Genomic DNA, 21492 nt, shown 5'->3' on the forward strand with positions numbered 1-21492 from the left:
ATAGCGAGTTGGCCCCACCCCTTCCCATCCCGAACAGGACCGTGAAACGACTCCACGCCGATGATAGTGCTGCAACCAGTGTGAAAGTAGGTAATCGTCAGGCTCCCCATGCAAACCCCAGTCGCTCTCGCGGCTGGGGTTTTTGCTTTTGTGCTCGCCAAACGTGTGCGATGGTTCGTGCTCCGGGACCGGGTTTTGCGCCCGCCCGCGCGATGGTTGATAATGTTTCCAAACCCTATTCGTCAGCCTTATGCAAATCGAGCCAGATGTTTCCCGTCCAGGTCCAAGGTCTCTGACTGACCTATTCATGTCCTTTACCCTGCTCGCGCTGCAAGGCTTCGGCGGCGTCCTCGCGGTCGTGCAGCGGGAAATCGTGGAACGCAAGCGCTGGCTCACCAAAGAAGAATTCGTCGAAGACTGGGCCGTCGCCCAGATCATGCCAGGGCCGAACGTGGTCAACATCTCGCTCATGATCGGCGCGCGACACTTCGGACTCAAGGGTGCCATCGCCGCCCTGGCAGGCATGCTGACCTTTCCATTGATCCTGGTGCTTCTGCTGGCGACGATCTACTCTCACTTTGCCGACCAGGCCTGGCTCGCAGGCGCACTGCGCGGCATGGGCGCGGTGGCCGGCGGGCTGATCGCGGCGGTCGGCGTCAAGCTGATTCCGTCGCTGAAGACCAATGTGCTGGGTGTCGCCCTATGCGCAATCTTCGGCATCGGCTGCTTCATTTGCATCGCCATATTTAAAATTCCGCTCGGCAAGGTCCTCCTCACGTTGGGCGTCGCCAGCTACCTAATCGCCTATGTCAGGCTGGAGGGGAAATGAGCGCCGGCCTGCCCATTATCCAGGTGGACTGGCTGGACCTGTTCCTCCACTTCATGATGTTATCCATGCTGTCGATCGGCGGCGCAATTACCACGGCGCCGGAGATGCACCGCTACCTCGTGATGCAGCACGGCTGGCTGAACGAAGCGCAGTTCAACTCGTCGATCGCGATCGCGCAGGCAGCACCGGGACCCAACGTCCTGTTCGTGGCCTTGATGGGCTGGAACGTCGGCGTCAACGCGGGCGGCATCGGCTGGGGATTCCTGGGAATGATCGTCACGATGGCAGGCATTCTCCTGCCTAGCACCACGCTGACTTACCTTGCCACTGGCTGGGCGCACCGCAACCGGCATCTGCGCGCCGTGCGTGCGTTCAAGCAGGGCATGGCGCCGATCGTTATCGCCCTGCTGGTCGCCACCGGATGGATACTCTCGTCGGCGCACCAGGATCCGGCACGCGACTGGGGCTTGTGGGCACTGAGCGCGCTCGCCATGGTCGTCGTATGGCGCACCCGACTGCACCTGATCTGGCTGCTCGCCCTGGGAGCGATTCTCGGTGCCTTCGGCATCGTGTAGGCCAAACCCGCTAAGACGAGGACGACTTACATGCAAACAAGGCCCGACACGATTCGCGCCGCCACCAGCGCGGATGCGCCGGCAATCGCGGCAATCTACAACCACTACGTCGCCAACACCACGATCACCTTCGAAGAAGCCGAGGTTACGTCCGCTGAAATCGGCCGGCGCATCGATGCCGTGCAGTCCGCCGGATTGCCATGGCTGGTCGTCGCAAACCTTGGCGAAGTGAGCGGCTATGCCTACGCGACAAAATGGAAGGAACGATCCGCTTACCGGCATTCCGTCGAAAGCACGGTATATCTGCGCAACGGCTTTTCCGGAAAAGGCTTGGCCGCTCCGCTTTACCAGGCGATGCTCGAGGAACTGCGCCAGCGCGGCATTCACGCGGTGATCGCCGGCATCGCCCAGCCCAATGCCGGCAGCGTCGGGTTGCATGAAAAGCTCGGCTTCCGGCATGTTGCGAACTTCAGTGAAGTTGGCAAGAAATTCGGACGCTGGATCGACGTCGGATACTGGCAGCTCCTTCTCTAGTGGACCGCAGGCCGTTCCGGATATCCGTTTCTGTTCCGGCTTGATGCCGACGCCCTTCGATTACGCCGCCTTACTGGCAGACGTTATCCAGTCCCTTCAGGTCGATGGCGTCCGCCGCTGCCATCAGCTGCGCCTGGATGACGCCGCCGCCTTCGACGGTGACAACGCAGGTACCTGCGACCATGGTGAGTTTTCCAGCCTTGTTTTCGGCATCGTAGACCAGCAGCGCCTTGTGATCTTTCACGGCCAGCATAGACGTCACACCGCCTCCCTCCGGATTGCGGCCCAGTTTGGCTTGCTCAAGCTTCGGCAGGCCGATCCGGCTGTTCTTCTGGATGCGCTGGATGCCGATGTCCAGGTTGCCTTCCTGGTTCTTGAGCGAGAAAGTCTGGTTTACCGCTAGGCTGTGATCGAACATGTTGTCCGGATCCGAGGGCGGATCCGTCAGCCATCCGCCAAGCTTGGCCGGAAGATACTTGTCCAGTTTCTGTCCCATGGCATTCGCTGCCATACCGGGATAGGGCATAGCCAGCATGCCGGCAAGCAGGAACGCCGCGACAATGCGAGCGGAAAAAATAACATCTGGCGATTGGGTCATGGCGGGCGAATTCTCGTCGAGAGCAAAACCGCGAGTTAACTGGAAATCCACTCTCATGCCAAGCCATGTTTATGGGAGGGCGGATCGTCACAGTCAGACCCGGGCTGCGCCGCATCAGGTAGCAACGCCATTGCTGGCAAGCCGCCGCGGGATGCAAGGATCAACCGCCGCCCGGTGCGGTGTCGTCCGCCGAATGAATCAGGTCCTTGGTGACCGTCGCCTCCCGCGACGCCGACATCATGCCGTTCATGCGGCGCGCCGGCCTGGCGGCCAGCCGCTTGTCGCTTTCGCGGGCTTGCGCCGCTGCCGACACTTTCGGCGGCTTCGGCATGATCGATGGAGGAATGGCCGGCTTCGCCTCGGAAAACAGCATGGCCTGGGCTTCCTCCATGCCGCCCGCCTGGCCTGCCTGCTTGTCGCCCGCATTGCGCTGTATCTGGTGCAGCCTCGCCAAGTCCTTGAAGATGCCGATGGCGAATCCGCTGCGGTCGCCGCGGTCGTCGAGCACGAGGGTATTCAGGTAGGAGCCCAGTTCTTCCGTGCCCCAGAGGTCGAGGATGCGCTGGCGCACATGCGGCACTTCCGCCAGGGAAGTCAGTTCGCTCCACTGCTCGCGGGCGTCCCAGGCCGGTACCTTGACGTTGAAGAATTCCATCAGGCGGCTGGCGATCGCCTCGTAGTTCTCGCGATCGTCCATGGCAAAGTACACCTGCAGCAGCCCGAGCCATGGCACGGGCGATGACACATGCCTGACCTTGCGGTAGGGCGCGAGGAATTTCAGCGCGACGTCCGGCCTGTCCATCGCGAGCCACATGTCGATCAGGTCGAAGATATCCAGGACTTCCTGCGCTTCCAGCGTACCGCTGCTCTTGCTGATGGTGATGGAAAACTGGGACACCGGGTCGCACTCCGCCGGCTTCAGCGGAGGCCATATGGCCGGTGTGTTGTCCGGAGCAGGAATGGCGGGCGGGGTTGCCGCGGCAAGCCTCGGCATGGCGGGCGGCGTGGCGCGGGGCGGCTTTCTCCGGCCATGCCGGCGCTGCGATTGCTGATGCAGCTTGCGCAGCGCCAACGCTTGCCAGGCAATCCAGCATCCGAAGCTGATGGTGGCGAGGAACCCCGCGCCTAGCAGCCAGAGCCAGCGCGTGATCGACTGTTCTTCGGCGGCGCCGGCGAGCAGGGCGCCCTGGTTTGCCGCGAAGGTCTCCCGTCCGACGATCCATCCGAGAGCCAGCAACAGAAGAATCACACCAAGTTTGCGGTTATCCACGATTGCAAGCGCCCCAGGAAGGTTGCGATATTGACTATATTATTAGCCGATGTGCTGCCAGATGGAAAGTGTCGCGTGCGCCCCCCGGTATTTTTACGGTTCCTCAGTACAGCGGAAGCGCGTTCAGGAGTTCCTGCAGGCGTTCGAAGCGAACGGGCTTGACGAGGTGATGATCGAAGCCGGCCTCGCGGGCCAGGGCAAGGTCACTGTCCTGGCCGTAGCCGGTCAACGCGATCAATACCGCCCCGGCGCTGGCTTCCTGCCGGCGCAGCCGCCTTGCGAGCTCATAACCGTCGATGCCCGGCAAGCCGATATCCAGGATGAAGACATCGGAAGCGCTCGCCTCCACATCGCCGAGTACGCTGGCGCCATCCTCGCTGGCGATGACCGCATGACCCGACGCCAGCAGCGCCTCGGCCAGCATCCTTGCCGCATCGGCGTTGTCGTCGACGATGGTGATCCGGAGGCGTTTCGCCGAAGACGCGGGCAAGGAGTGATGCACGTCCAAGCGCACGGCGGCCAGATCCGGAAGCCGGGGCAGATACACGCTGAACAAGGAGCCCTTGCCCTGACCGTCGCTGTGCACCTCGATGCGGCCGCCGTGCATGCCGGCAAGGCTTTTCACCAGCGCGAGGCCAAGTCCAAGCCCGCCTTGCGCACGGTCCGGCGTGCGCTTGCCCTGCGTGAACAGATCGAAGATGCGCGGCAGCAGATCGGCCTCGATGCCGATGCCGGTGTCGGCGACGCTCAGCTTGATGTCCGCCTCGAGCACATCCAGCGCGATCGTGATTTCACCGCCGGGCGGGGTGTATCTGCAGGCATTGTTCAACAGGTTGGTCAGCACCTGGACCAGGCGGGTATGGTCGCCTTCCGCAAACGCGGACGCGGAGGCGATGCGGGTGCGCAGCTCATGCTGGCGCGCCTCGATCTGCGAACGCGCCTGCTCGATCGCGCTGGCCACGACGTATTTCAGGTCGACCCTCTCCTTCTGCAGCACCACCAGGCCGCGCGTGACGCGCGACACGTCGAGCAGGTCGTCGAGCAGTTCCGTCATGTGCTGCACCTGCCGGTTGATGATGTCGCTCGTCTGCTGGATCCGGCGCTCGTCGTGGCTCGCCACCTTCAGCAGGTAGGCGGCGGTGCTGATCGGCGCGAGCGGGTTGCGCAGTTCGTGCGCCAGCATGGCGAGGAATTCATCCTTGCGCCGGCTGGCTTCCTTCAGCTCGAGTTCAGCGAGCATCCTGTCGGTCACGTCGATGTTGATGCCGACCAGCGACACCGGCTCGCCGCGCTCGCTGCAGATGACCTTGCCGCGCTGCTCGACCCAGGTGACCTTGCCGGTACCGGGGTCGACCCACCTGCTGGTTTCGTGGAAGCTGCCGCAGGCCGCGATCGCATTACCGATCACCTCCTGCATGCGGGACGCGTCGTCCGGATGCACGTGGGTCCAGCCGTCCGCCGCGTCGCCGACCGTGTGTCCGAGCACGTTCGCGGCATTGTCCGAATACTTGATGACGCCCGATTGCGGCTGCCATTCCCAGACGGCCATCTTGCCGGTGTCCAGGCCCTGCTGCAGCCAGTCCTGCGTGCGGCGAAGCTCGTCCTGCGCTTCATGCAGGGTCGAGACGTCGGTGTTGGTGCCAAACCATTGCGTCACCTGGCCGGCGTCATCCTTGAGGGGAATGGCGAGGATATAGAAGGGACGGTACTTGCCATCCTTTCCGCGCATGCGGGCCATTCCCTCGTACGGCGCGCCGCTCTGCTGCGAGGCTTTCCAGCGCTGCATTACGTCGGGCAGCGCTTCCGGTTCGAGCAGGTGCTGCCAGCCCCATCCCTGGACGTCCGCGGCCGAGAGGCCGGTGTAGTCATGCCAGCGCTTGTTGCACCACGTGACGCTGCCGTTGGCATCGGCGATCCAGGTAAGCTGCGGAATCATGTCGGCCAGCTGCAGGATCTTCATGTCGCTTTCGCGCCTGGCCTGGTTCCTGCGCACCCGCTCGGTCACGTCGACGCCTTCCGTGAAAAGCCCGGTCACCTTCCCGGATTCGTCGCGGATCGGCTGGTAGATGAAGTCGAAGTAACGGTCTTCCAGTGTGCCCCCGGGCCAGCGGCGCACCTGCGCCGGCACTTCTGTGCCGATGAAGGGCTCTCCCGTCCGGAACACGCGGTCGGCCAGCTCGCCGAATCCTTGCGCCGCGAGGTCGGGCAACGCTTCCTTCACGGGCATGCCGATGAAGTCCTGGCCGCCGATGAAGTCGCGATACGCCTCGTTCATGAATTCAAACACGTGGTCGGGCCCACGCAGCACGGCCACCAGTCCCGGCGCCTGTTCGAACAGGTCGAGCATGCGCCGGCTTTCGGCCTCCTGGGCGAGCCGCAGGCTGACCTTCTCGGTCGTGTCGACGCAGACCGCGGTAATGCCGCACACGTCGCCATGCTCGTCGAGCACGGGCGAGCAGGAATAGGTGATCCACGCAGGAATGTCCTTGCCCTCGCGGCGCACCGAGAAGGGAATGTCCTCGAAGAAGCTGGCGTCGCCGGCGTAGGCCTTGTCGACGAGCGGCCGGGCGCGTTCCCAGCGTTCGGCCCAGACCTCGCTGAACGGCTTGCCGAACACCGCGGGATGCTTGTCGCCGAGGATCTTGCCGTAGGCATCGTTGTAGATGGTGATCATGTCCTTGCCCCAGACCACCGCCATCGCCAGCGGCGAGTGCAAGGCAAAGGAAACCATCGTGGACAGGGAACGCGGCCAGCTGTCGGGCTCACCGATCGGAGACGCGCGCCAATCCGTCTTTCCGAGCAGAGCGGCAATGTCTCCGTTTCCGGAAAAGACCTGGCGTTTCTTGTTCATGGCTGGAATGCCGTCTCCGGATAAATATCCGCAACGCGCCCTTGTTATGGTGAGCCCGACGATTCACGCTTGACCGGCTCCGAGGACTTCTAATCCGGTTGTAGCGCTATTTCCATGCACGTTGGAAAGATGAATGCCCGTGGCTTGATATTCATCAAATGTCTTGCCTTGAATTAATAAGCTTCAAGAAGAACCTAGCCACGCCTGTGGACAAGGTGACTGAAAAGTGGATGGCAGGCATTACAACTTTGATCCGCCGCTAGGCGCTGGCCAGCTTATCCACATTTTCTGTGGACAAGTATGCGGATAAGCTGTGGGAGGTTTCCCTATGTCATTGGATTCAAACCAGATTTCCTGTTTGATTTGCCTCAAAGCATGCTTGCCTGATGTCGTCCCGGGCAGACCAAAAAAACAAAAAGCGGCACAGGCCGCTTTTTGTACGATGGCTGGAAGATGTCAGGCGACCGCGCGCTGGCTTGCGAGTGCTGCGGCACTGGCCAGTGCCTGCTTTTCCTTGTTGCGGGTGCGCGAAGGCGGCAGGCGGCGCAGGGTCTTCAGGGCATTGAAGTCCTTGATGTCGATGGCGCGCTGGTCCACCGAGATCAGCCCCATCTCGTTGAACGCCGACAGCGTGCGGCTCACCGTCTCCAGCGTCAGGCCCAGGTAGCTGCCGATCTCGTGGCGCGTCATGCGCAGGTTGAACTGCTTGCCCGAGTACCCCAGCTCGGAGAAACGCTCCGACAGGTTCACCAGGAAGCGCGCCACCCGTGCCTCGGCCGACAGCGAACCCAGCATGGTCACCATGGACTGTTCGCGGATGAGTTCGCGGCTCATGACGCCGTAGATGGCGGCCTCGAGCTCGGGATGGGCCTTGCCCAGGGCGGTGAACTTCTTGAACGGCACGAGGATGACGTCGCAGTTGGTCAGGGCGACGGCTTCGGACTCGTAGCGGCGGCCATGGATGCCGTCGACGCCGAACAGATCGCCCTTCATCGGAAAGCTCAGGATCTGTTCGTTGCCGAAGACGTCGATCATGACGGTCTTGAGGAAGCCGGAGTTGACGACGTACAGCACGTCGAAGGGCTGGCCGATGGTGTGGATGCGCTGGCCCGCCTTGAACTGCACGTGCTGGAATTGCGTATCGCTGTCCGCGATGACGGCGGCGCTCGGGGGAATGCGCAGCAGGTCGCAGACTTCCTTGAGGGAGGACCAGAGCTTTCCTGTGCGTTGCCATGCAGCGTCTGCCGGGATGGCGCCATTGATCGGCGTATTCATGGGGCGGTTGTGGGCGAATTCGGAATGCAGCATTGCTCTTCTCCTTGTGATGCGTTTTGGCTTGCTCGGTGTGTTACTGCTTTCAAGATGATGCGAAGTATGCATGTCCTGAGGGAATGGCACTATCCGCGTTTGTCCGAAATTGCATGTCGGCGGGACATCGCTCCGCGTAGGAATGGGCTTACAAACAAATGTAACGACATGCTACCTGGCAGCGGCGCGTACCTTCATGCACCGGTTCCGGCACGCCCGGACGCCGGATGCGGCACAATGGAGCCCTCCTTCGAAGCGCCGCTTCTCATTCAGCCTTGCACCTTTATCGTCCGCCCTCGCAATGTTGCAAAGCCATTACGTCGCACCACTGGTGCTGGTCTCCATCTTCGTCGCCATCTTTGCTTCCTATACGGCGCTCAGCCTCGCCGAACGCGTGACGCGTTCCCGTGGCCTGGCAAGCATCCTGTGGATGGCGGGCGGCGCGATCGCCATGGGTTCCGGCATCTGGTCGATGCACTTCATCGGCATGCTTGCCTTCCGCCTGCCCATCGCCATCGGCTTCGACTTCCGCATCACCCTGGTATCGCTGGTCCTGCCTATCGTCGTGTCCGGCCTCGCGCTCTGGCAGGTCAGCCGGCCTACCCTGCCGTTCTCGCGGCTCGCCGCCAGCGCCTTGCTCATGGGAGGCGGGATCAATGCCATGCACTACACCGGCATGGCCGCCATGCGCATGAGTCCGGGCATCCAATACGATGTCCCGCTCTTCGTGGCATCGGTTGCGATTGCCATCATTGCGTCGGGCGCGGCATTGTGGATCGCCTTCCGCCTGCGCAGCGATACGCCGCGCGTGTGGCTGCCGCGCATCGGCGCAGCGGCGGTGATGGGCGTCGCCATCGTCGGCATGCACTACACCGGCATGGAAGCGGCGCGCTTTCCGGTCGGGAGCATCTGCCGCGCGGCGTCCGACGGCTTCACGCAAGATGGCCTTGCCGTGCTGGTCATCGTTGCCACCATGGCACTGCTCACCATCACCATGCTTGCATCCATCTATGACGCCAAGCTCGACGCGCACAACCGCAGCCTCAGGCTCACCCGCGCCGCCGCCGAGGAACGCCAGGCGCTGCTGCTCAAGGAGCGCGCGGCGCGCGCGGAAGCTGAGCAGTTGAGCGAAATGAAAGACGAGTTCCTCGCGACCTTGTCGCACGAACTCCGCACGCCCCTCAGCGCCATCCTCGGCTGGGTGCAATTGCTGCAGATGAAGGGCAAGACGGAAGAAGGCATGCTTGACAAGGGATTGCAAACCATCGAGCGCAATGCCAGGCTGCAGGCGCAACTGATCGAGGACCTGCTCGACATGAGCCGCATCATTTCCGGCAAGATCAGCATCGAGCAGCGTCCCGTCGACCTCGGCTCGAGCGTGCAATCGGCGGTGGAGTCGCTCAGGCCCACGGCGCTGGCCAGGAACGTCTCTCTGCAGGTGCGCCGCCAGTCCGACGACACGCACATGATCGGCGACCCTGCGCGCCTGCAGCAGGTGATGTGGAACCTGCTTTCCAATGCAATCAAGTTTACGCATGACGGCGGCAAGGTCGCGGTAACGATAGGCCGTATGGGCGGGCACCTGGTGGTCGCGGTCAGCGATACCGGCATCGGTATTTCGCAAGACTTCCTGCCGCACGTGTTCGGGCGCTTCCGGCAGGCCGATTCCTCGATGAGCCGCAAGTACGGCGGACTGGGGCTGGGTTTGTCGATCGTGAAGCAGCTGGTCGAACTGCACCAGGGAAGCATCGAGGTCGAGAGCGAAGGCGAGGGGAAGGGCGCCACCTTTACCCTGCGCTTCCCCGTCGCCGAAGAACGCGTCGATGTCTTGCCGAACGGCATGTGCGTGCTTGAAGCCCCAGATGGCAAGGCCTTGCCCGGCCGGCTCGAAGGCAGCTGCGTGCTGGTGGTGGACGATCACGCCGACGCGCGCGAGCTGGTCGAAAGAATCCTCGTCGACGCGGGCGCTACCGTAATCGCCGCGGCGAGCGCCGAGCAGGCGCTGGCGATGGTCCGCGCGCGGCATCCCGACGTCATCATCAGCGACATCGGCATGCCGGGCATGGACGGCTATGCATTCCTCCGCGAACTCAAGGCCCGCACGCCTGACGCCGGCAAGGCCATTCCCACGATCGGGCTGAGCGCGTTCAGCCGGGCGGAAGACCACGTCCGGGCCGCCCGCGAAGGATTCTCGTGTTATCTCACCAAGCCGTTCGACCCGCATGAGTTGCTGTCGACCGTGGCCGCGCTGACCAGTCGCCGGGAGCTCTGACGAAGCCGCACCGTGACTGGGGAGCAATGGGTTTTTCCGCGCCCGGGCAAGTCATGATAAATTGGCTTTCCTGCCGGCAGGCGCCGGCGGCAACGATCGACAATATGGACCCCCGGCGCAGCGCTGGAGAAAAAGGAGATGAAACATGTTCAATCACATCATGGTCGGCTCGAACGACATCGAGCGTTCCAAGCGTTTCTATGACGCGGTGCTGGGCACGCTCGGCGCGGGCGAGCCCTTCCTCAACAAGGCAGGCACCGGGCATACCCGGCTTTTTTACCGCCACGACGGCGGCGTGTTTTGCGTGACCGAGCCGATCAACGGCGAAGACGCCACCTCCGCGAACGGCGGCACCATCGGCTTCAAGTGCAACTCGCCGGAGCAGGTGAAGCAGTTCCATGACACCGCGGTCGCGCACGGCGGCAAATCGGTGGAAGACCCGCCGGGCCTGCGTGAAGGCAACATGGGATCGATGTACCTGGCCTATGTGCGCGATCCGGACGGCCACAAGCTCTGCGCCATCTACCGCCCCAAGTAGCACGATTCGCGCGCCCGGCGCAGCGCACCCATGCCGATCAATTACCTCGCCCGCCTGACATCCCGGGAACGAACCGCAAGCGCGAACGTTCATCTCGGGATCGTGCTTGCGTTCATCGCCGGCGCGCTCAATGCCGGCGGTTTCCTGGCCATCGGCCAGTACACCTCCCACATGACGGGCATCGTTTCGTCGGCGGCCGACAACCTCGTGCTGGGAAACGTCGGCCTGGCGACCGCTGCGGCGCTCTCGCTTTGTTCATTCGTGGCGGGAGCGGCAACGACCGCCTTGCTGGTCAACCATGCCCGGCGCCGGTCGGCCAGGAACATCTACTCCGCCCCGCTGCAGCTGGAAGCCGCGCTCCTGCTGGCCTTCGGTTTCGCCGGCGCCAGCCTGCAGCATCATGAGATCATCAGCATTTCCCTGATCGCCATTCTTCTCTGCTTCACGATGGGCCTGCAGAACGCGCTGGTCACCAAGATATCCAACGCCGAGATCCGCACCACGCACATCACCGGCCTGGTCACCGACATCGGTATCGAGATCGGCAAGCTGATCTACTGGAACAGGCGCCGCGACGTATCGCTCCATGTCGTGCTCGCCAACCGCAACCGCCTGAAGGTGCAGGCCGCCCTGGCTTCTTCCTTCTTCGCCGGCGGAGTGGGCGGCGCGCTCGGATTCAAGCATGCCGGATTCTATTCGACCATCCTGCTGGCCCTGCCGCTGGTCGCCATGTCGCTGGCTTCGAGCCTCCAGCCTGGCGCGCCGGACTGAAGCCGCGCTCCGCTAGGCGTCGACCGTCAGCAGCTGGATGGCATCCGTGATCTTGTAGGGCTTGGCGAGCAGCTGCACGCCGGGAATGTCGACGCGGCGATCGCTGTAGCCGGTGGCAAGCACGATGTGGATGTGCGGGTAGCGAATCTTGATCATCTTCGCCAGGTCGATGCCGCTGACATTGCCCGGCATGATGATGTCCGAAAAGACCATGTCGATCGATGGATCCGATTCAAGGCAGGAAACCGCCTCCTCGCCGTTGCCGGCAACGATCACCTGGAAGCCTGCCGCCTTCAGCGCCGGCTCGACCGACTCCCTTACCAGCGCATCGTCCTCCACGAAGAGCAGCGTGCCCGCTGCGGACGACGGCTGGCGCGCCCGTTCCCGCGCAAGCGCCGGCGGCGCGTGGTCGGCGGCGCGCGGAAGGAATATCGTGACGGTCGTGCCTTTTCCTTCGGCGCTGTCGACGACGAGCGTGCCTCTGGCCTGGGTGGCGAATCCGTACGCCTGCGGCAAGCCGAGGCCGGATCCCTTGTCGACGCCCTTGGTCGTGAAGAAGGGATCGAGCGCCTTGGACAGGACCTCGGCGCTCATGCCATGGCCATTGTCCGTGACGGCAATGCAGACGTACTCGCCTGGCGCGAGATTGCCGGATTGCCTGGCGATGACCTGGTTGCTGACCGCGATCTTCACCCAGCCGTCGTTCGCCATGGCATCGCGTGCATTGATCACGATGTTGAGCAGGGCCAGCTCTAACTGCAGGGGATCGATGGTGACGGGCCAGGGCGCGTCATCCGCCTGAACGATCAGCTCGATGTTGCTCGGCAGGGCGCTGGCGAACAAGGGCATGGCGGCGCTGATGGTTTCGTCGAGCCGCACCGTCTGCAGGCGGGCATCCTGGATCCTGCCGAAGGAACGCATCTGGCCGGTCAGCACGGTCGCGCGGTCGATCGCCTTGTCGCAGGTCTCCAGCAGCGCCTCGATGCGTTCGCGGTCGTCGGTGAACTGGATGAGCTGCAGCGACGTCGACAGGGTTTGCAGGATGTTGTTGAAGTCGTGGGCAATGCCGCCGGTCAGCCTGCCCAGGGCCTCCAGCTTCTGCGCCTGCAGGAGGGCGCGCTGCGCCCGTTCCGCCGAGGCAACCGCTTCTGCCACGCGCAGTTCCAGCTCGACGCGGCTCTGGATGATCTGGTTGCTGCTGTTGACCATCGCGAAGCCCACCGCGTCCGTTTCCACCAGGCCGGACGGCGTGGGCACCAGCTGTTCGCCGCGCCCGAGCTTTTCGGCGGCAAGCCTAAGTTCTTCGATCGGTTCCGCGGTATTCCTGGCGTACCACCGCGCCGCGAAGATGGCCGCGCCAAACAGGAAAAGCATGATGCCGCTCAGCAGGGCGGCGGCGTACATCGCGGGCCGGCGCATCTCCGCGAGCGGGACGTTGACGACGATCGTCCATTCGGAGAGCGGCGCACGGGTAAAGAAAGCCGCCGTGGGCGTGCCGCTCAGGGTCACGCCGTAATGCAGGCCCGAGCGCATCCCGGCCAGGATTTTCTGCCGCAGAGCCTCTCGCACGAAGGTGCCGACATATTTGTCCGGCTCGTCGGAGCGTGTCGCTACCACACCCTTGCGGTCGCTGAGGGAAACGATCCACCCCGTGGGGACTTTCTGCTGGTTCAGCAAGGCGCGGAGTTCCGACACCATGATGCCCATGGACAGGTAATACCGCACCTGCCCGTCGATCTCGACCGGCACCTGGACGGCATAATCGTAATGCTTGCCGGCCGGCGCGAAGAACAGGTCGGAAATGATCGTGCGCTCGGGGCCGGCCTGCCGGCGCAACTCCGCCAGATTGGAACCGCCCTTGGCGGGCACGGTGCCGAAGGGCAGGCGGGTGTTGAGCAACTGCTTGCCGCCGAGATCGTTGAGGACCACGACCGAGGTATCGGTGGGAACGAGCTTGCGCGCCTGAGCGTGGAAGGCGGCGAGGTCGCCAGTGGCAAGCGAAGGAGAGGTGGCGAGCGCGCGCAACGTTCCTTCGGTGGTTTGCATTTGCTTGTCGATCAGCAATGCCATGGCGCGCGAGGTTTCCGCAACGCTCTTGCGCTGCGCGTCCTGCTGTTCCGTGTACACGAACCAGACGGCAAACATCGCCGCGATGAAAGCCGGAACGAGTACGGAAAGGACAAGGACCAGAAGCCGGGTTCGAATGCGCATTTGAATTCCCAAGGATGCGCAAAAGTGTATACGGATTCACGCCGGGGCAGCGTCCGCCATGGGATAACCCGGTTCCCCCGGGAAAGATGTCATTGATGGCAGGAAAGCTTCATCCGGTGTTTGCAGGACCGGCGAAGGACGAAACATTTTCGATGCGATTTGTCCAAGACAGTAGCAAACACCACTTCGCCAATTTCCTGGAGGAACCATCATGAGCAAACATGCAGGCACGAACGAGCATGACGCCGCCAGACGCCAGACGATCGCGGACTTCAAGGATGCCGTCAACATGACCGCGTCGCAGCTCGAGAAGTGGCTCGACAGCGAAGATTCGAAACGCGTGGGCCAAAAGCACGGCAACGGTGAGTCCGTAGGGCACCACTCCGGCCGGCGCATCATCGACCTGCTGCATCGTCGCGTCCAGGACCTGAACGAAGACGACCTTGCGCACATGCGCAAGGTCGTCGGCTACATTCACCGTCACATGGCGCAGGGACCGAGCAAGAGCGATCCCGCGACGAGCGACTGGCGTTATTCCCTCATGAACTGGGGACACGATCCGCAGAAAGACTGAGCGGACTTCCTTGCTTCTTGAGTTCCCGGTTCAGTTCCATTTTCCGGCCGCGCCGCCCACGCTGTAGCGGCCCGCGCCAAGGAGGGCCACGGCGATCGCACCGGCGAAGTACAGTCCCTGGAGTTCAAGCGCCCAGCCGCCGGTCTGCGACATGGTGAAGAACTGCGCCGTATGCACCAGCAGGACGGCAACGATCATGTTGAAGGCAACGACCAGGGAAGCGGCGCGCGTCCAGATACCGAGCAGGATCATCAGCGGCGCCACCACTTCGCCGACATACACGAGGTAGCCGATTGCTGGCGGCAGTCCGGCCTTGGCGAGCATGCCCGTGATGAAGCCCACGCCTCCGACCAGCTTGGAGACGCCATGGAAGAGAAGCAGGGCGGCGAGCGCCGCGCGCAGGACGAGCTTGCCTGCATCCTCGCTCGATGCGATGGTGGCAGGGACGGACGCGCGTTGCGCGGTGGATGAGAAGACGGTTTGCATGATGATTCCTCCATTGTTGGTGTCGAAGCCGACACGTTAAAAGTCAGGTTGATGGCAGTCAGGCGAATGCGTAGACGTCCATCGCCAGCACGCCGTACTCGACGCTCGTGTGCAGACGGCGGGCCTTCGGGTTTTCGCCGCCTGCGCCCATGGCGACGTAGAGCGGCATCAGGTGCTCGTCGGTGGGATGGTTTCTCGCCGCGTGCGGCGCCTGCCGCCTGTAGTCGAGCAGGGCCTCGCGCCGGCCTTGCAGCAGCGCGTCCTGCATCCAGTCGCCGAACTCGCTGACCCAGTCCGCGACCGGCGCATCGATGCCCTGGCCGCGGAATTCGTACAGGTTGTGGGTGAGCGAGCCGGAGCCGATGATCAGCACGCCTTCCTCGCGCAGGCTGGACAAGGCACGGCCGAGCCGCTCGTGCTCCGCCGCCGACGCGCCGCGCAGCACCGACACCTGGAATGCCGGGATGTCGGCGTCGGGGTACATCAGCATCAATGGCACCCACGCGCCATGGTCGAGGCCGCGCTGCTGGCTGACCTTGACCGCGAATCCCGCCGCCTCGAGCTGCCGGGCGACTTCGCCCGCGACTTCGGGCGAGCCATGCGCCGGATAGCGGATCGCGAACAGGGCCGCCGGAAAGCCGCCGAAGTCGTGGATGGTTTCCATGTCGCCGGCTGCGCTGACGGCCGGGCCGCCCAGCGATTCCCAGTGCGCCGATACTACGACGATGGCCTTGGGCCGCGGCAGGGTTTTCCCGAGGTCCTGCAAAAAACGGCGGGCCGGGCTGTCCTGGATGGCCAGCATGGGCGAGCCGTGCGAGACGAAAAGCGAAGGCATGGTCATGACAATCTCCTTGGCAGCGGGTGATGCCGTTTTCCGGACAGGACCACGGCGGGCGCTGCATCATGAACATCACTATATTGCCTAACCAGGAAGAGATAAACCACCTTAGAATAAGCACATCGTTTCCCTTTGGTTGACAATCGCCATCATGGATATCGTTGCTGGAATGAAAGTGTTCGTCGCCGTCGTAGAGAGCGGCAGCTTCGCGGGCGCCGCGCACCGGCTCGACATGTCGCGCGCGATGGCCTCGAAGTCGGTGGCCGCGCTCGAAGACCACCTCGGCACGCGGCTGCTGAACCGGACCACCCGCAGGCTGAGCCTGACCGAAGCGGGCATGGCGTTCCATGAACGAAGCGTGCAGATCCTGGCGGACATCTGGGAGGCGGAACAGGTGGCCGGGCGCATGGCGGCAGAGCCGCGCGGCACCTTGAAGGTGAGCATGCCGCTGACCTATGCCCTGCACCGGCTGGGTTCGCTGGTGGCGCAGTACGTCGCGCGCTATCCAAAGGTAAAACTGGACCTTTCCTTGTCCGACCGGAAGGTGGACCTGGTCGAAGAGGGGTATGACGTGGCGATTCGCATCGCCAGGCTGCCCGAGTCCGGCCTGATCGCCCGCAAGCTGGGCACGGTACACAGCGTGATCGCGGGCGCGCCTTCCTATCTGGCGCGGCATGGCCGCCCGGGCGTGCCTGCCGACCTGTCGAAGCACGTCTGCCTCGGGTATGCCCTCGCGAGCCTGGGCGAGGAATGGCGGCTGAAGGGGCCGGATGGCATCGTCAGCGTGCGCGGCACCGGCTCCATCCGGGCCGACAACGGCGACATCCTGCGCCTCGCCGCGCTTGCCGGCGGCGGGCTCATCTTCCAGCCCAGGTTCATCGTCGAGGACGATCTCCGCGCCGGCCGGCTGGAGCGGGTGCTGGAAGACTACACCTCGGAAGAGCTCGGCATCCATGCGGTCTATCCGAGCAGGCGGCACCTTTCCGCGAAGGTCAGGACCTTCGTCGATTTCCTCGCGGCTGAAATGCAGGAAACGCCAGGCGGATAAGCCTGCAAGGCCCCGAGCGGCCGTCCATTCCCCGAGGAAAAACTGAACGTGGTCAAGAGAACAAAATCGCTGCCGGCGGGTCCCATCACGACCGTCCGTCGATGATTTCGGCAATTTTCTCGCAAGGAGCCAGCATGCCCAAGATAAGCACCTCCGGAACGCATTCCACAAAGATTTATTACTACGAGCAAGGCGAAGGCCAGCCAGTGGTCCTGATCCATGGCTGGCCGCTGTCGCACCGCATGTGGGAAAGCCAAATCACGGCATTGTCGGAGGCAGGCTACCGCGTCATCGCCTACGATCGCCGCGGCTTCGGCGAATCCGGCCGTCCCGCGGGCGGCTACGACTACGACACCTTCGCCGACGACCTCAACGAACTCATGATCCAGCTCGACCTGAAGGATGCCGCGCTCGCCGGCTTCTCCATGGGCGGCGGGGAAGTGGCGCGCTACATCGGCCGCTACGGCACGGAGCGCGTTTCCAGGGCGATGCTGCTGGGCGCGGTGCCGCCCTTCCTGCTGAAGACAGATGACAATCCCGATGGCGTCGACAAGTCGGTGTTCGACGGCATGCTCGAGGGCGTGAAGAAGGACCGCGTCGCTTTCCTGCAGCAATTCTTTCCGAATTTCTACAACCTCGATGCGGCGTCCGCGCGCGACTCCGACCTGATTGCCTTCAGCAAGTGGATCGCCTGGGCCGCTTCGGGGCTCGCCACCCAGCAGTGCATCGTGGCCTTCGGCATGACGGACTTCCGCGCCGACCTCGGGAAGTTCGACGTGCCCACCCTCATTGTCCACGGCGACAGCGACAAGATCGTGCCGATCGAGGTGTCAGGCAGCCGCTCGCGGGAAATGATCCGCGGCAGCAAGCTCGAGGTCATCAAGGGCGCGCCCCACGGCTTCGCCGCAACGCATCCGCAGCAACTAAATGCATTGATGCTGGACTTTTTACGGTCCTGAGGCATCCAAGACCTTGATCGCGCCGGGAGGACGGCAACGATGTGATGGCGGGCAACCGTCGCGGACCGGACCGCTTTCCGGACATCGGGCGCCACGCGCGGCAATCGGCAACGAAGAGCAACAAGCGGCTACAAGCAGCTACAAGCAGCTACAAGCAGCAACGAGCAGCAACGAGCGACATGGAGACCAACATGAGTGACCAGCAACCCACACTGACGAATCGCCAGGGCCACCCGATCAGCGACAACCAGTCGTTGCGCACGGTCGGCGAACGCGGCCCTGCCACCCTGGAAAATTACCAGTTCATCGAAAAGATCACCCACTTCGACCGCGAGCGGATTCCCGAGCGCGTGGTGCACGCGCGCGGCGCGGGCGCGCACGGATTCTTCGAACCCACGGGCAAGGTCGGCGACGAGCCGGCATCGAAATACACCCGGGCAAAGATCTTCAACCAGCTCGGGGCGCAGACGCCCATCTTCCTGCGCTTCTCGACGGTGATCGGCGGCAAGGAATCCCCCGAGACCAAGCGCGACCCGCGCGGCTTCGCCATCAAGTTCAAGACCGTGGACGGCAACTGGGACCTCGTCGGCAACAACCTGAAGGTGTTCTTCATCCGCGACGCGGTGAAGTTTCCGGACATGGTCCATGCCTTCAAGCCCGACCCGGTATCCAACCGCGAGGAGGCATGGCGCTTCTACGATTTCATCGCCAACCATCCCGAATCGCTGCACATGGTTACCTGGGTCAAGAGCCCCTGGGGCATCCCGGCCAACTACCGTGAGATGGAAGGCTCTGGCGTCAATACCTACAAGCTGGTCAATGACCAGGGCGTGGCCCACCTGTGCAAGTTCCACTTCCAGCCGAAGCAGGGCGTGCGCAACCTGACGTCCGAGCAGGCAGCGGAAATCCAGGCAAAGGACTATGGCCATGCCACCCGCGACCTGTACGACGCCATCGATCGCGGCGACTATCCCGAGTGGGACATGTGCGTGCAGCTCATGACGGACGATGCCCATCCCGAGCTCGATTTCGATCCGCTCGATCCGACCAAGCGCTGGCCCGAGGACCAGTTCCCGCTGCTCAAGGTGGGCCGCATCGTGCTCAACCGCAATCCGGACAACTTCTTCGCCGAGGTCGAGCAGTCCGCGTTCGGCACCGGCGTGCTGGTGGACGGCGTCGACTTTTCCGATGACAAGCTGCTGCAGGGACGCACGTTGTCCTACTCGGACACCCAGCGCTACCGGGTCGGGCCCAACTACCTGCAGCTGCCCGTCAACGCGCCGGCCGACAATGCCCGCGCCCGCACCAACCAGCGCGACGGCCAGATGGCGTTCAGCGTCGACGACAGCGGCGCCAACAAGCACATCAACTACGAGCCGAGCATGCTGGGAGGCCTGAAGGAAGCGCCTAGGCCCAGGCAGGATTATCACCAGTGGGTCGAAGGCCATCTCGGACGCTACCAGACCACGCGCACGATGGACGATTACAAGCAGGCCGGGGAACGTTACCGGAGCTTCGAGGACTGGGAGCGCAACGACCTGGTGAACAACGTCGGCAATGATCTCAAGGCCTGCCCCGAGCCGATCCAGCTGCGCATGGTGTGGCACCTGCTCCATTGCGACGAGGACTATGGCCGGCGCGTGGCGCAGATCGCCGGCATCGATGTGTCCAAGGCGCGCGACCTGCCGCCGCTTCCCGGGAAGCCGGCGCCCGGCCAGAACCGCGGCGGGCCGACCTATACCAGCGGACAGCGCGAGGAGGCCGGCAAGCAGGAAACCGCTCCGGCGAAGTAAGCCTGGGCTCGATGGCATCCGGGGGCGCCTTGTGCGCCCCTTTTTTGTTTGCGGGCAATCCGGTTCGCGTCCGATCAATTCCGCGGCGGCAAGCTTATCCAAACCGAAACACGACTTGCCCTGCCTTTGCGTCGCCTAAAGGCACGCGCGCGCGCGAGTGCTAATGTGTTTGCATGAGCACGCAACCTACAGTGTCGGTACCGGCCGGATTCAGCGATGCGGCCCGTGCCATCGTGGCAGCCCGCCGGCCTTGCTGGCAATACGAGCTGCTTGGACAAATCCTGTGCGACGCCGTCGAGGAAGCCGCGACGATGGATCCACCCGGGCCGGTCAGCATGCCGGCCGAGACCAGCTTCCCCAGTTTCGGCTCGTACTGCCTGGAACTGGTGGAGCGGCTCGCCAGCAATCTCGAAAGCATGAACCCGGCCATCGCAGAGGAGGTGACGCAGATCGCGAACGGCGGCATGCATGCCTTCGGCAAGGTCGCAAGCAGCATGACCGAGACATACTTGCAGGCAAGGCAGCTTGCGCACGAGATAGCTCGCCTGCCGACGCGCTCGGCCGACCTGACCCCGCGCCCAGCCTGGCGCCGCGAGCTCGAAGGCTACATGGTGAAGGTCAAGGAAGACCTCTGCGACATGGCGGCGCAAAGCCTGCTGATCCACGAAAGCATCGGCGAATCGATCATGGCGCGGGTGCGCAGCGCACAGAAGCGCACGCAGGCCGGCGAACCGTGCGTGCTGGACCTGAACCTGCGTTTCTGCTTCGAGTCGAGCACCTTCAACGAACACCTGCAGCAATTCATCGACTGCCTCGACATGATGAGCCGCGTGCTCGACGCGAAGATCGGCATCACCAAAACCTCGTTGCAGCATGGCACGCCCCAGCCCGGCCGCATCTGTCTCTACCAGAGCCTGTTCGACGCCGACCTGGTCGCGGTGACCGTGCGCTGCGACGGCGAGGAAAGCGCCGCGCTGACCGTGCCCTGGAAGATGCTGCGCTCCTATGCCTGCATCCGCGAGGCGCGGGTATACGATGTGCGCAGGGCGGAAGCCTGCGTGCGGTCCCTGCTGGAGCCGCATCACACGACGGGCGTTCCCGTCACTTACCAATTGCCCGTGGCGGAGGCCTCGGAACTCGTGCGCAGGGTGGCGCAGCTCTATGCCTTGCCCTCGATGAGCTGAGACGATTCACCGGCGCGGGAAGGACAGGCATGATTGCCAGGCTGCTCATCATCGACCCGCAGAACGACTTCTGCGACGTGCCCGGCGCGGCCCTGCCCGTGGCCGGCGCGGACGCGGACATGCATCGTCTCGCCGACTTCATGCAGGACCATGGCGAACGGCTTGCGAGCATCACCGTCACCCTGGATTCGCATGCCTCGGTGGCGGTGGAACGCACCACCTTCTGGAAGAAGAAAGACGGCGGCGAGGTTGCGCCCTTCACCGAGGTGACCGCGGCCCAGGTGCGCGCCGGCGAGTATATGCCGCGCGACGCTGCCCTTGCCGGGGACGTGCTGGCCATGCTCGACAAGCTCGAAGCCGGCGGCCGCTACCGCCTGATGGTGTGGCCGGTGCACTGCGTGACCGGCACCTGGGGACACAATATCCACGACGCGGTGGCAGCCCGGCTCGCCAGCTGGAAAGTCGAGCGGCAGCGTCCGGCGAAGAAGGTGCTCAAGGGGGTATACACGCTGTCCGAGCACTACGGCGTTTTCGAGGCCGAAGTCCCGGTCGACAGCGAAGAGAATACGCGCTTCAACCACAAGCTCGCGCATGACCTGCTCGCGGGGACCGACCTGCTGCTGGTCGCGGGCGAAGCGTCCAGCCATTGCGTCGCGGCGAGCGTGGAACAGCTGCTGCGATTCACGCCGCGCTTCGCGGGCAAGCTGCCCGCGATCGCGCTCATCCGGGAATGCATGAGCCCGGTGAGCGGATTCGAAGCCGCGGAGCAGGCATTCTTCGACCGCGTTGCGGCCCGCGGCGTGGAACGCATCGGGCTCGACGAGGCGGCCCGGCGCTTGCGTTCCTGAGGCGC

At 63.7% G+C, this 21492-nt stretch carries 19 protein-coding genes and 1 rRNA gene; 13 read left to right on the plus strand and 7 right to left on the minus strand.

What is annotated here, in order from left to right:
* From rrf to G3574_RS12590, 4 genes are all read left to right on the plus strand, one after another.
* A 5S ribosomal RNA gene (gene rrf / locus G3574_RS28995) occupies window positions 1-103 on the plus strand; the annotation flags it as partial.
* Window positions 104-307: 204 nt separating this feature from the next.
* Window positions 308-829, plus strand: a complete 522-nt coding sequence (locus G3574_RS12580; protein WP_235953368.1) for a chromate transporter — start codon at window positions 308-310, stop codon at window positions 827-829.
* On the plus strand, window positions 826-1404 hold the full coding sequence (locus G3574_RS12585) for a chromate transporter (RefSeq protein ID WP_163963612.1): 579 nt from the start codon (window positions 826-828) through the stop codon (window positions 1402-1404). Before G3574_RS12580 ends, G3574_RS12585 begins: the two co-directional genes overlap by 4 nt.
* A gap of 30 nt (window positions 1405-1434) precedes the next feature.
* Window positions 1435-1938 (plus strand): arsinothricin resistance N-acetyltransferase ArsN1 family B, encoded by a 504-nt coding sequence (locus tag G3574_RS12590; RefSeq protein ID WP_163963614.1) that lies wholly within the window; start codon window positions 1435-1437, stop codon window positions 1936-1938.
* Between the two features lie 70 nt (window positions 1939-2008).
* On the opposite strand, the gene G3574_RS12595 is transcribed toward G3574_RS12590, so the two are convergent.
* From G3574_RS12595 to G3574_RS12610, 4 genes are all read right to left on the minus strand, one after another.
* Complete coding sequence (locus G3574_RS12595; protein ID WP_163963616.1) at window positions 2009-2593, minus strand: hypothetical protein; 585 nt, start codon at window positions 2591-2593, stop codon at window positions 2009-2011.
* Window positions 2594-2696: 103 nt separating this feature from the next.
* Window positions 2697-3785: a hypothetical protein gene (locus tag G3574_RS12600; RefSeq protein ID WP_163963618.1), complete on the minus strand. Its 1089-nt coding sequence runs from the start codon at window positions 3783-3785 to the stop codon at window positions 2697-2699.
* A gap of 124 nt (window positions 3786-3909) precedes the next feature.
* Window positions 3910-6657: a hybrid sensor histidine kinase/response regulator gene (locus G3574_RS12605; RefSeq protein ID WP_163963620.1), complete on the minus strand. Its 2748-nt coding sequence runs from the start codon at window positions 6655-6657 to the stop codon at window positions 3910-3912.
* A gap of 456 nt (window positions 6658-7113) precedes the next feature.
* A complete protein-coding gene (locus tag G3574_RS12610; RefSeq protein WP_235953373.1) occupies window positions 7114-7932 on the minus strand; it encodes a Crp/Fnr family transcriptional regulator in 819 nt (272 codons plus the stop codon).
* Between the two features lie 334 nt (window positions 7933-8266).
* Between G3574_RS12610 and G3574_RS12615 the strand changes: the two genes are divergently transcribed.
* From G3574_RS12615 to G3574_RS12625, 3 genes are all read left to right on the plus strand, one after another.
* A complete protein-coding gene (locus G3574_RS12615; RefSeq protein ID WP_163963624.1) occupies window positions 8267-10237 on the plus strand; it encodes an MHYT domain-containing protein in 1971 nt (656 codons plus the stop codon).
* Between the two features lie 145 nt (window positions 10238-10382).
* The gene (locus G3574_RS12620; RefSeq protein WP_163963626.1) at window positions 10383-10775 is read left to right on the plus strand and encodes a VOC family protein; all 393 of its coding nucleotides are present in this window, start codon (window positions 10383-10385) and stop codon (window positions 10773-10775) included.
* A 30-nt stretch (window positions 10776-10805) separates the two neighbouring features.
* A complete protein-coding gene (locus G3574_RS12625; protein ID WP_163963628.1) occupies window positions 10806-11546 on the plus strand; it encodes a YoaK family protein in 741 nt (246 codons plus the stop codon).
* A 12-nt stretch (window positions 11547-11558) separates the two neighbouring features.
* On the opposite strand, the gene G3574_RS12630 is transcribed toward G3574_RS12625, so the two are convergent.
* Window positions 11559-13757: a hybrid sensor histidine kinase/response regulator gene (locus G3574_RS12630; RefSeq protein WP_163963630.1), complete on the minus strand. Its 2199-nt coding sequence runs from the start codon at window positions 13755-13757 to the stop codon at window positions 11559-11561.
* A 211-nt stretch (window positions 13758-13968) separates the two neighbouring features.
* On the opposite strand from G3574_RS12630, the gene G3574_RS12635 reads away from it, so the two are divergent.
* Window positions 13969-14331, plus strand: coding sequence for a DUF3140 domain-containing protein (locus tag G3574_RS12635; RefSeq protein ID WP_163963632.1), 363 nt, complete (start codon window positions 13969-13971; stop codon window positions 14329-14331).
* 30 nt (window positions 14332-14361) lie between these two features.
* Here G3574_RS12635 and G3574_RS12640 read toward each other — a convergent pair whose 3' ends face one another.
* Window positions 14362-14817, minus strand: coding sequence for a DoxX family protein (locus tag G3574_RS12640; protein WP_163963634.1), 456 nt, complete (start codon window positions 14815-14817; stop codon window positions 14362-14364).
* Between the two features lie 58 nt (window positions 14818-14875).
* Window positions 14876-15658, minus strand: a complete 783-nt coding sequence (locus tag G3574_RS12645) for a DODA-type extradiol aromatic ring-opening family dioxygenase (protein ID WP_163963637.1) — start codon at window positions 15656-15658, stop codon at window positions 14876-14878.
* A 166-nt stretch (window positions 15659-15824) separates the two neighbouring features.
* Between G3574_RS12645 and G3574_RS12650 the strand changes: the two genes are divergently transcribed.
* From G3574_RS12650 to G3574_RS12670, 5 genes are all read left to right on the plus strand, one after another.
* On the plus strand, window positions 15825-16703 hold the full coding sequence (locus G3574_RS12650; RefSeq protein ID WP_205609772.1) for a LysR family transcriptional regulator: 879 nt from the start codon (window positions 15825-15827) through the stop codon (window positions 16701-16703).
* A gap of 134 nt (window positions 16704-16837) precedes the next feature.
* Window positions 16838-17662, plus strand: coding sequence for an alpha/beta fold hydrolase (locus G3574_RS12655; RefSeq protein WP_163963641.1), 825 nt, complete (start codon window positions 16838-16840; stop codon window positions 17660-17662).
* A 191-nt stretch (window positions 17663-17853) separates the two neighbouring features.
* Window positions 17854-19455, plus strand: a complete 1602-nt coding sequence (locus G3574_RS12660) for a catalase (RefSeq protein WP_163963643.1) — start codon at window positions 17854-17856, stop codon at window positions 19453-19455.
* 173 nt (window positions 19456-19628) lie between these two features.
* Window positions 19629-20639 carry a hypothetical protein gene (locus G3574_RS12665; RefSeq protein WP_163963645.1) on the plus strand — a complete coding sequence of 337 codons (1011 nt, stop codon included), beginning with the start codon at window positions 19629-19631 and terminating at the stop codon, window positions 20637-20639.
* A gap of 29 nt (window positions 20640-20668) precedes the next feature.
* Window positions 20669-21487, plus strand: coding sequence for a cysteine hydrolase family protein (locus tag G3574_RS12670; RefSeq protein WP_163963647.1), 819 nt, complete (start codon window positions 20669-20671; stop codon window positions 21485-21487).
* The last annotated feature ends 5 nt before the right edge of the window (window positions 21488-21492 follow it).

This window comes from Noviherbaspirillum galbum (assembly GCF_010974945.1).
In the GTDB taxonomy this organism is placed as follows: domain Bacteria; phylum Pseudomonadota; class Gammaproteobacteria; order Burkholderiales; family Burkholderiaceae_D; genus Noviherbaspirillum; species Noviherbaspirillum galbum.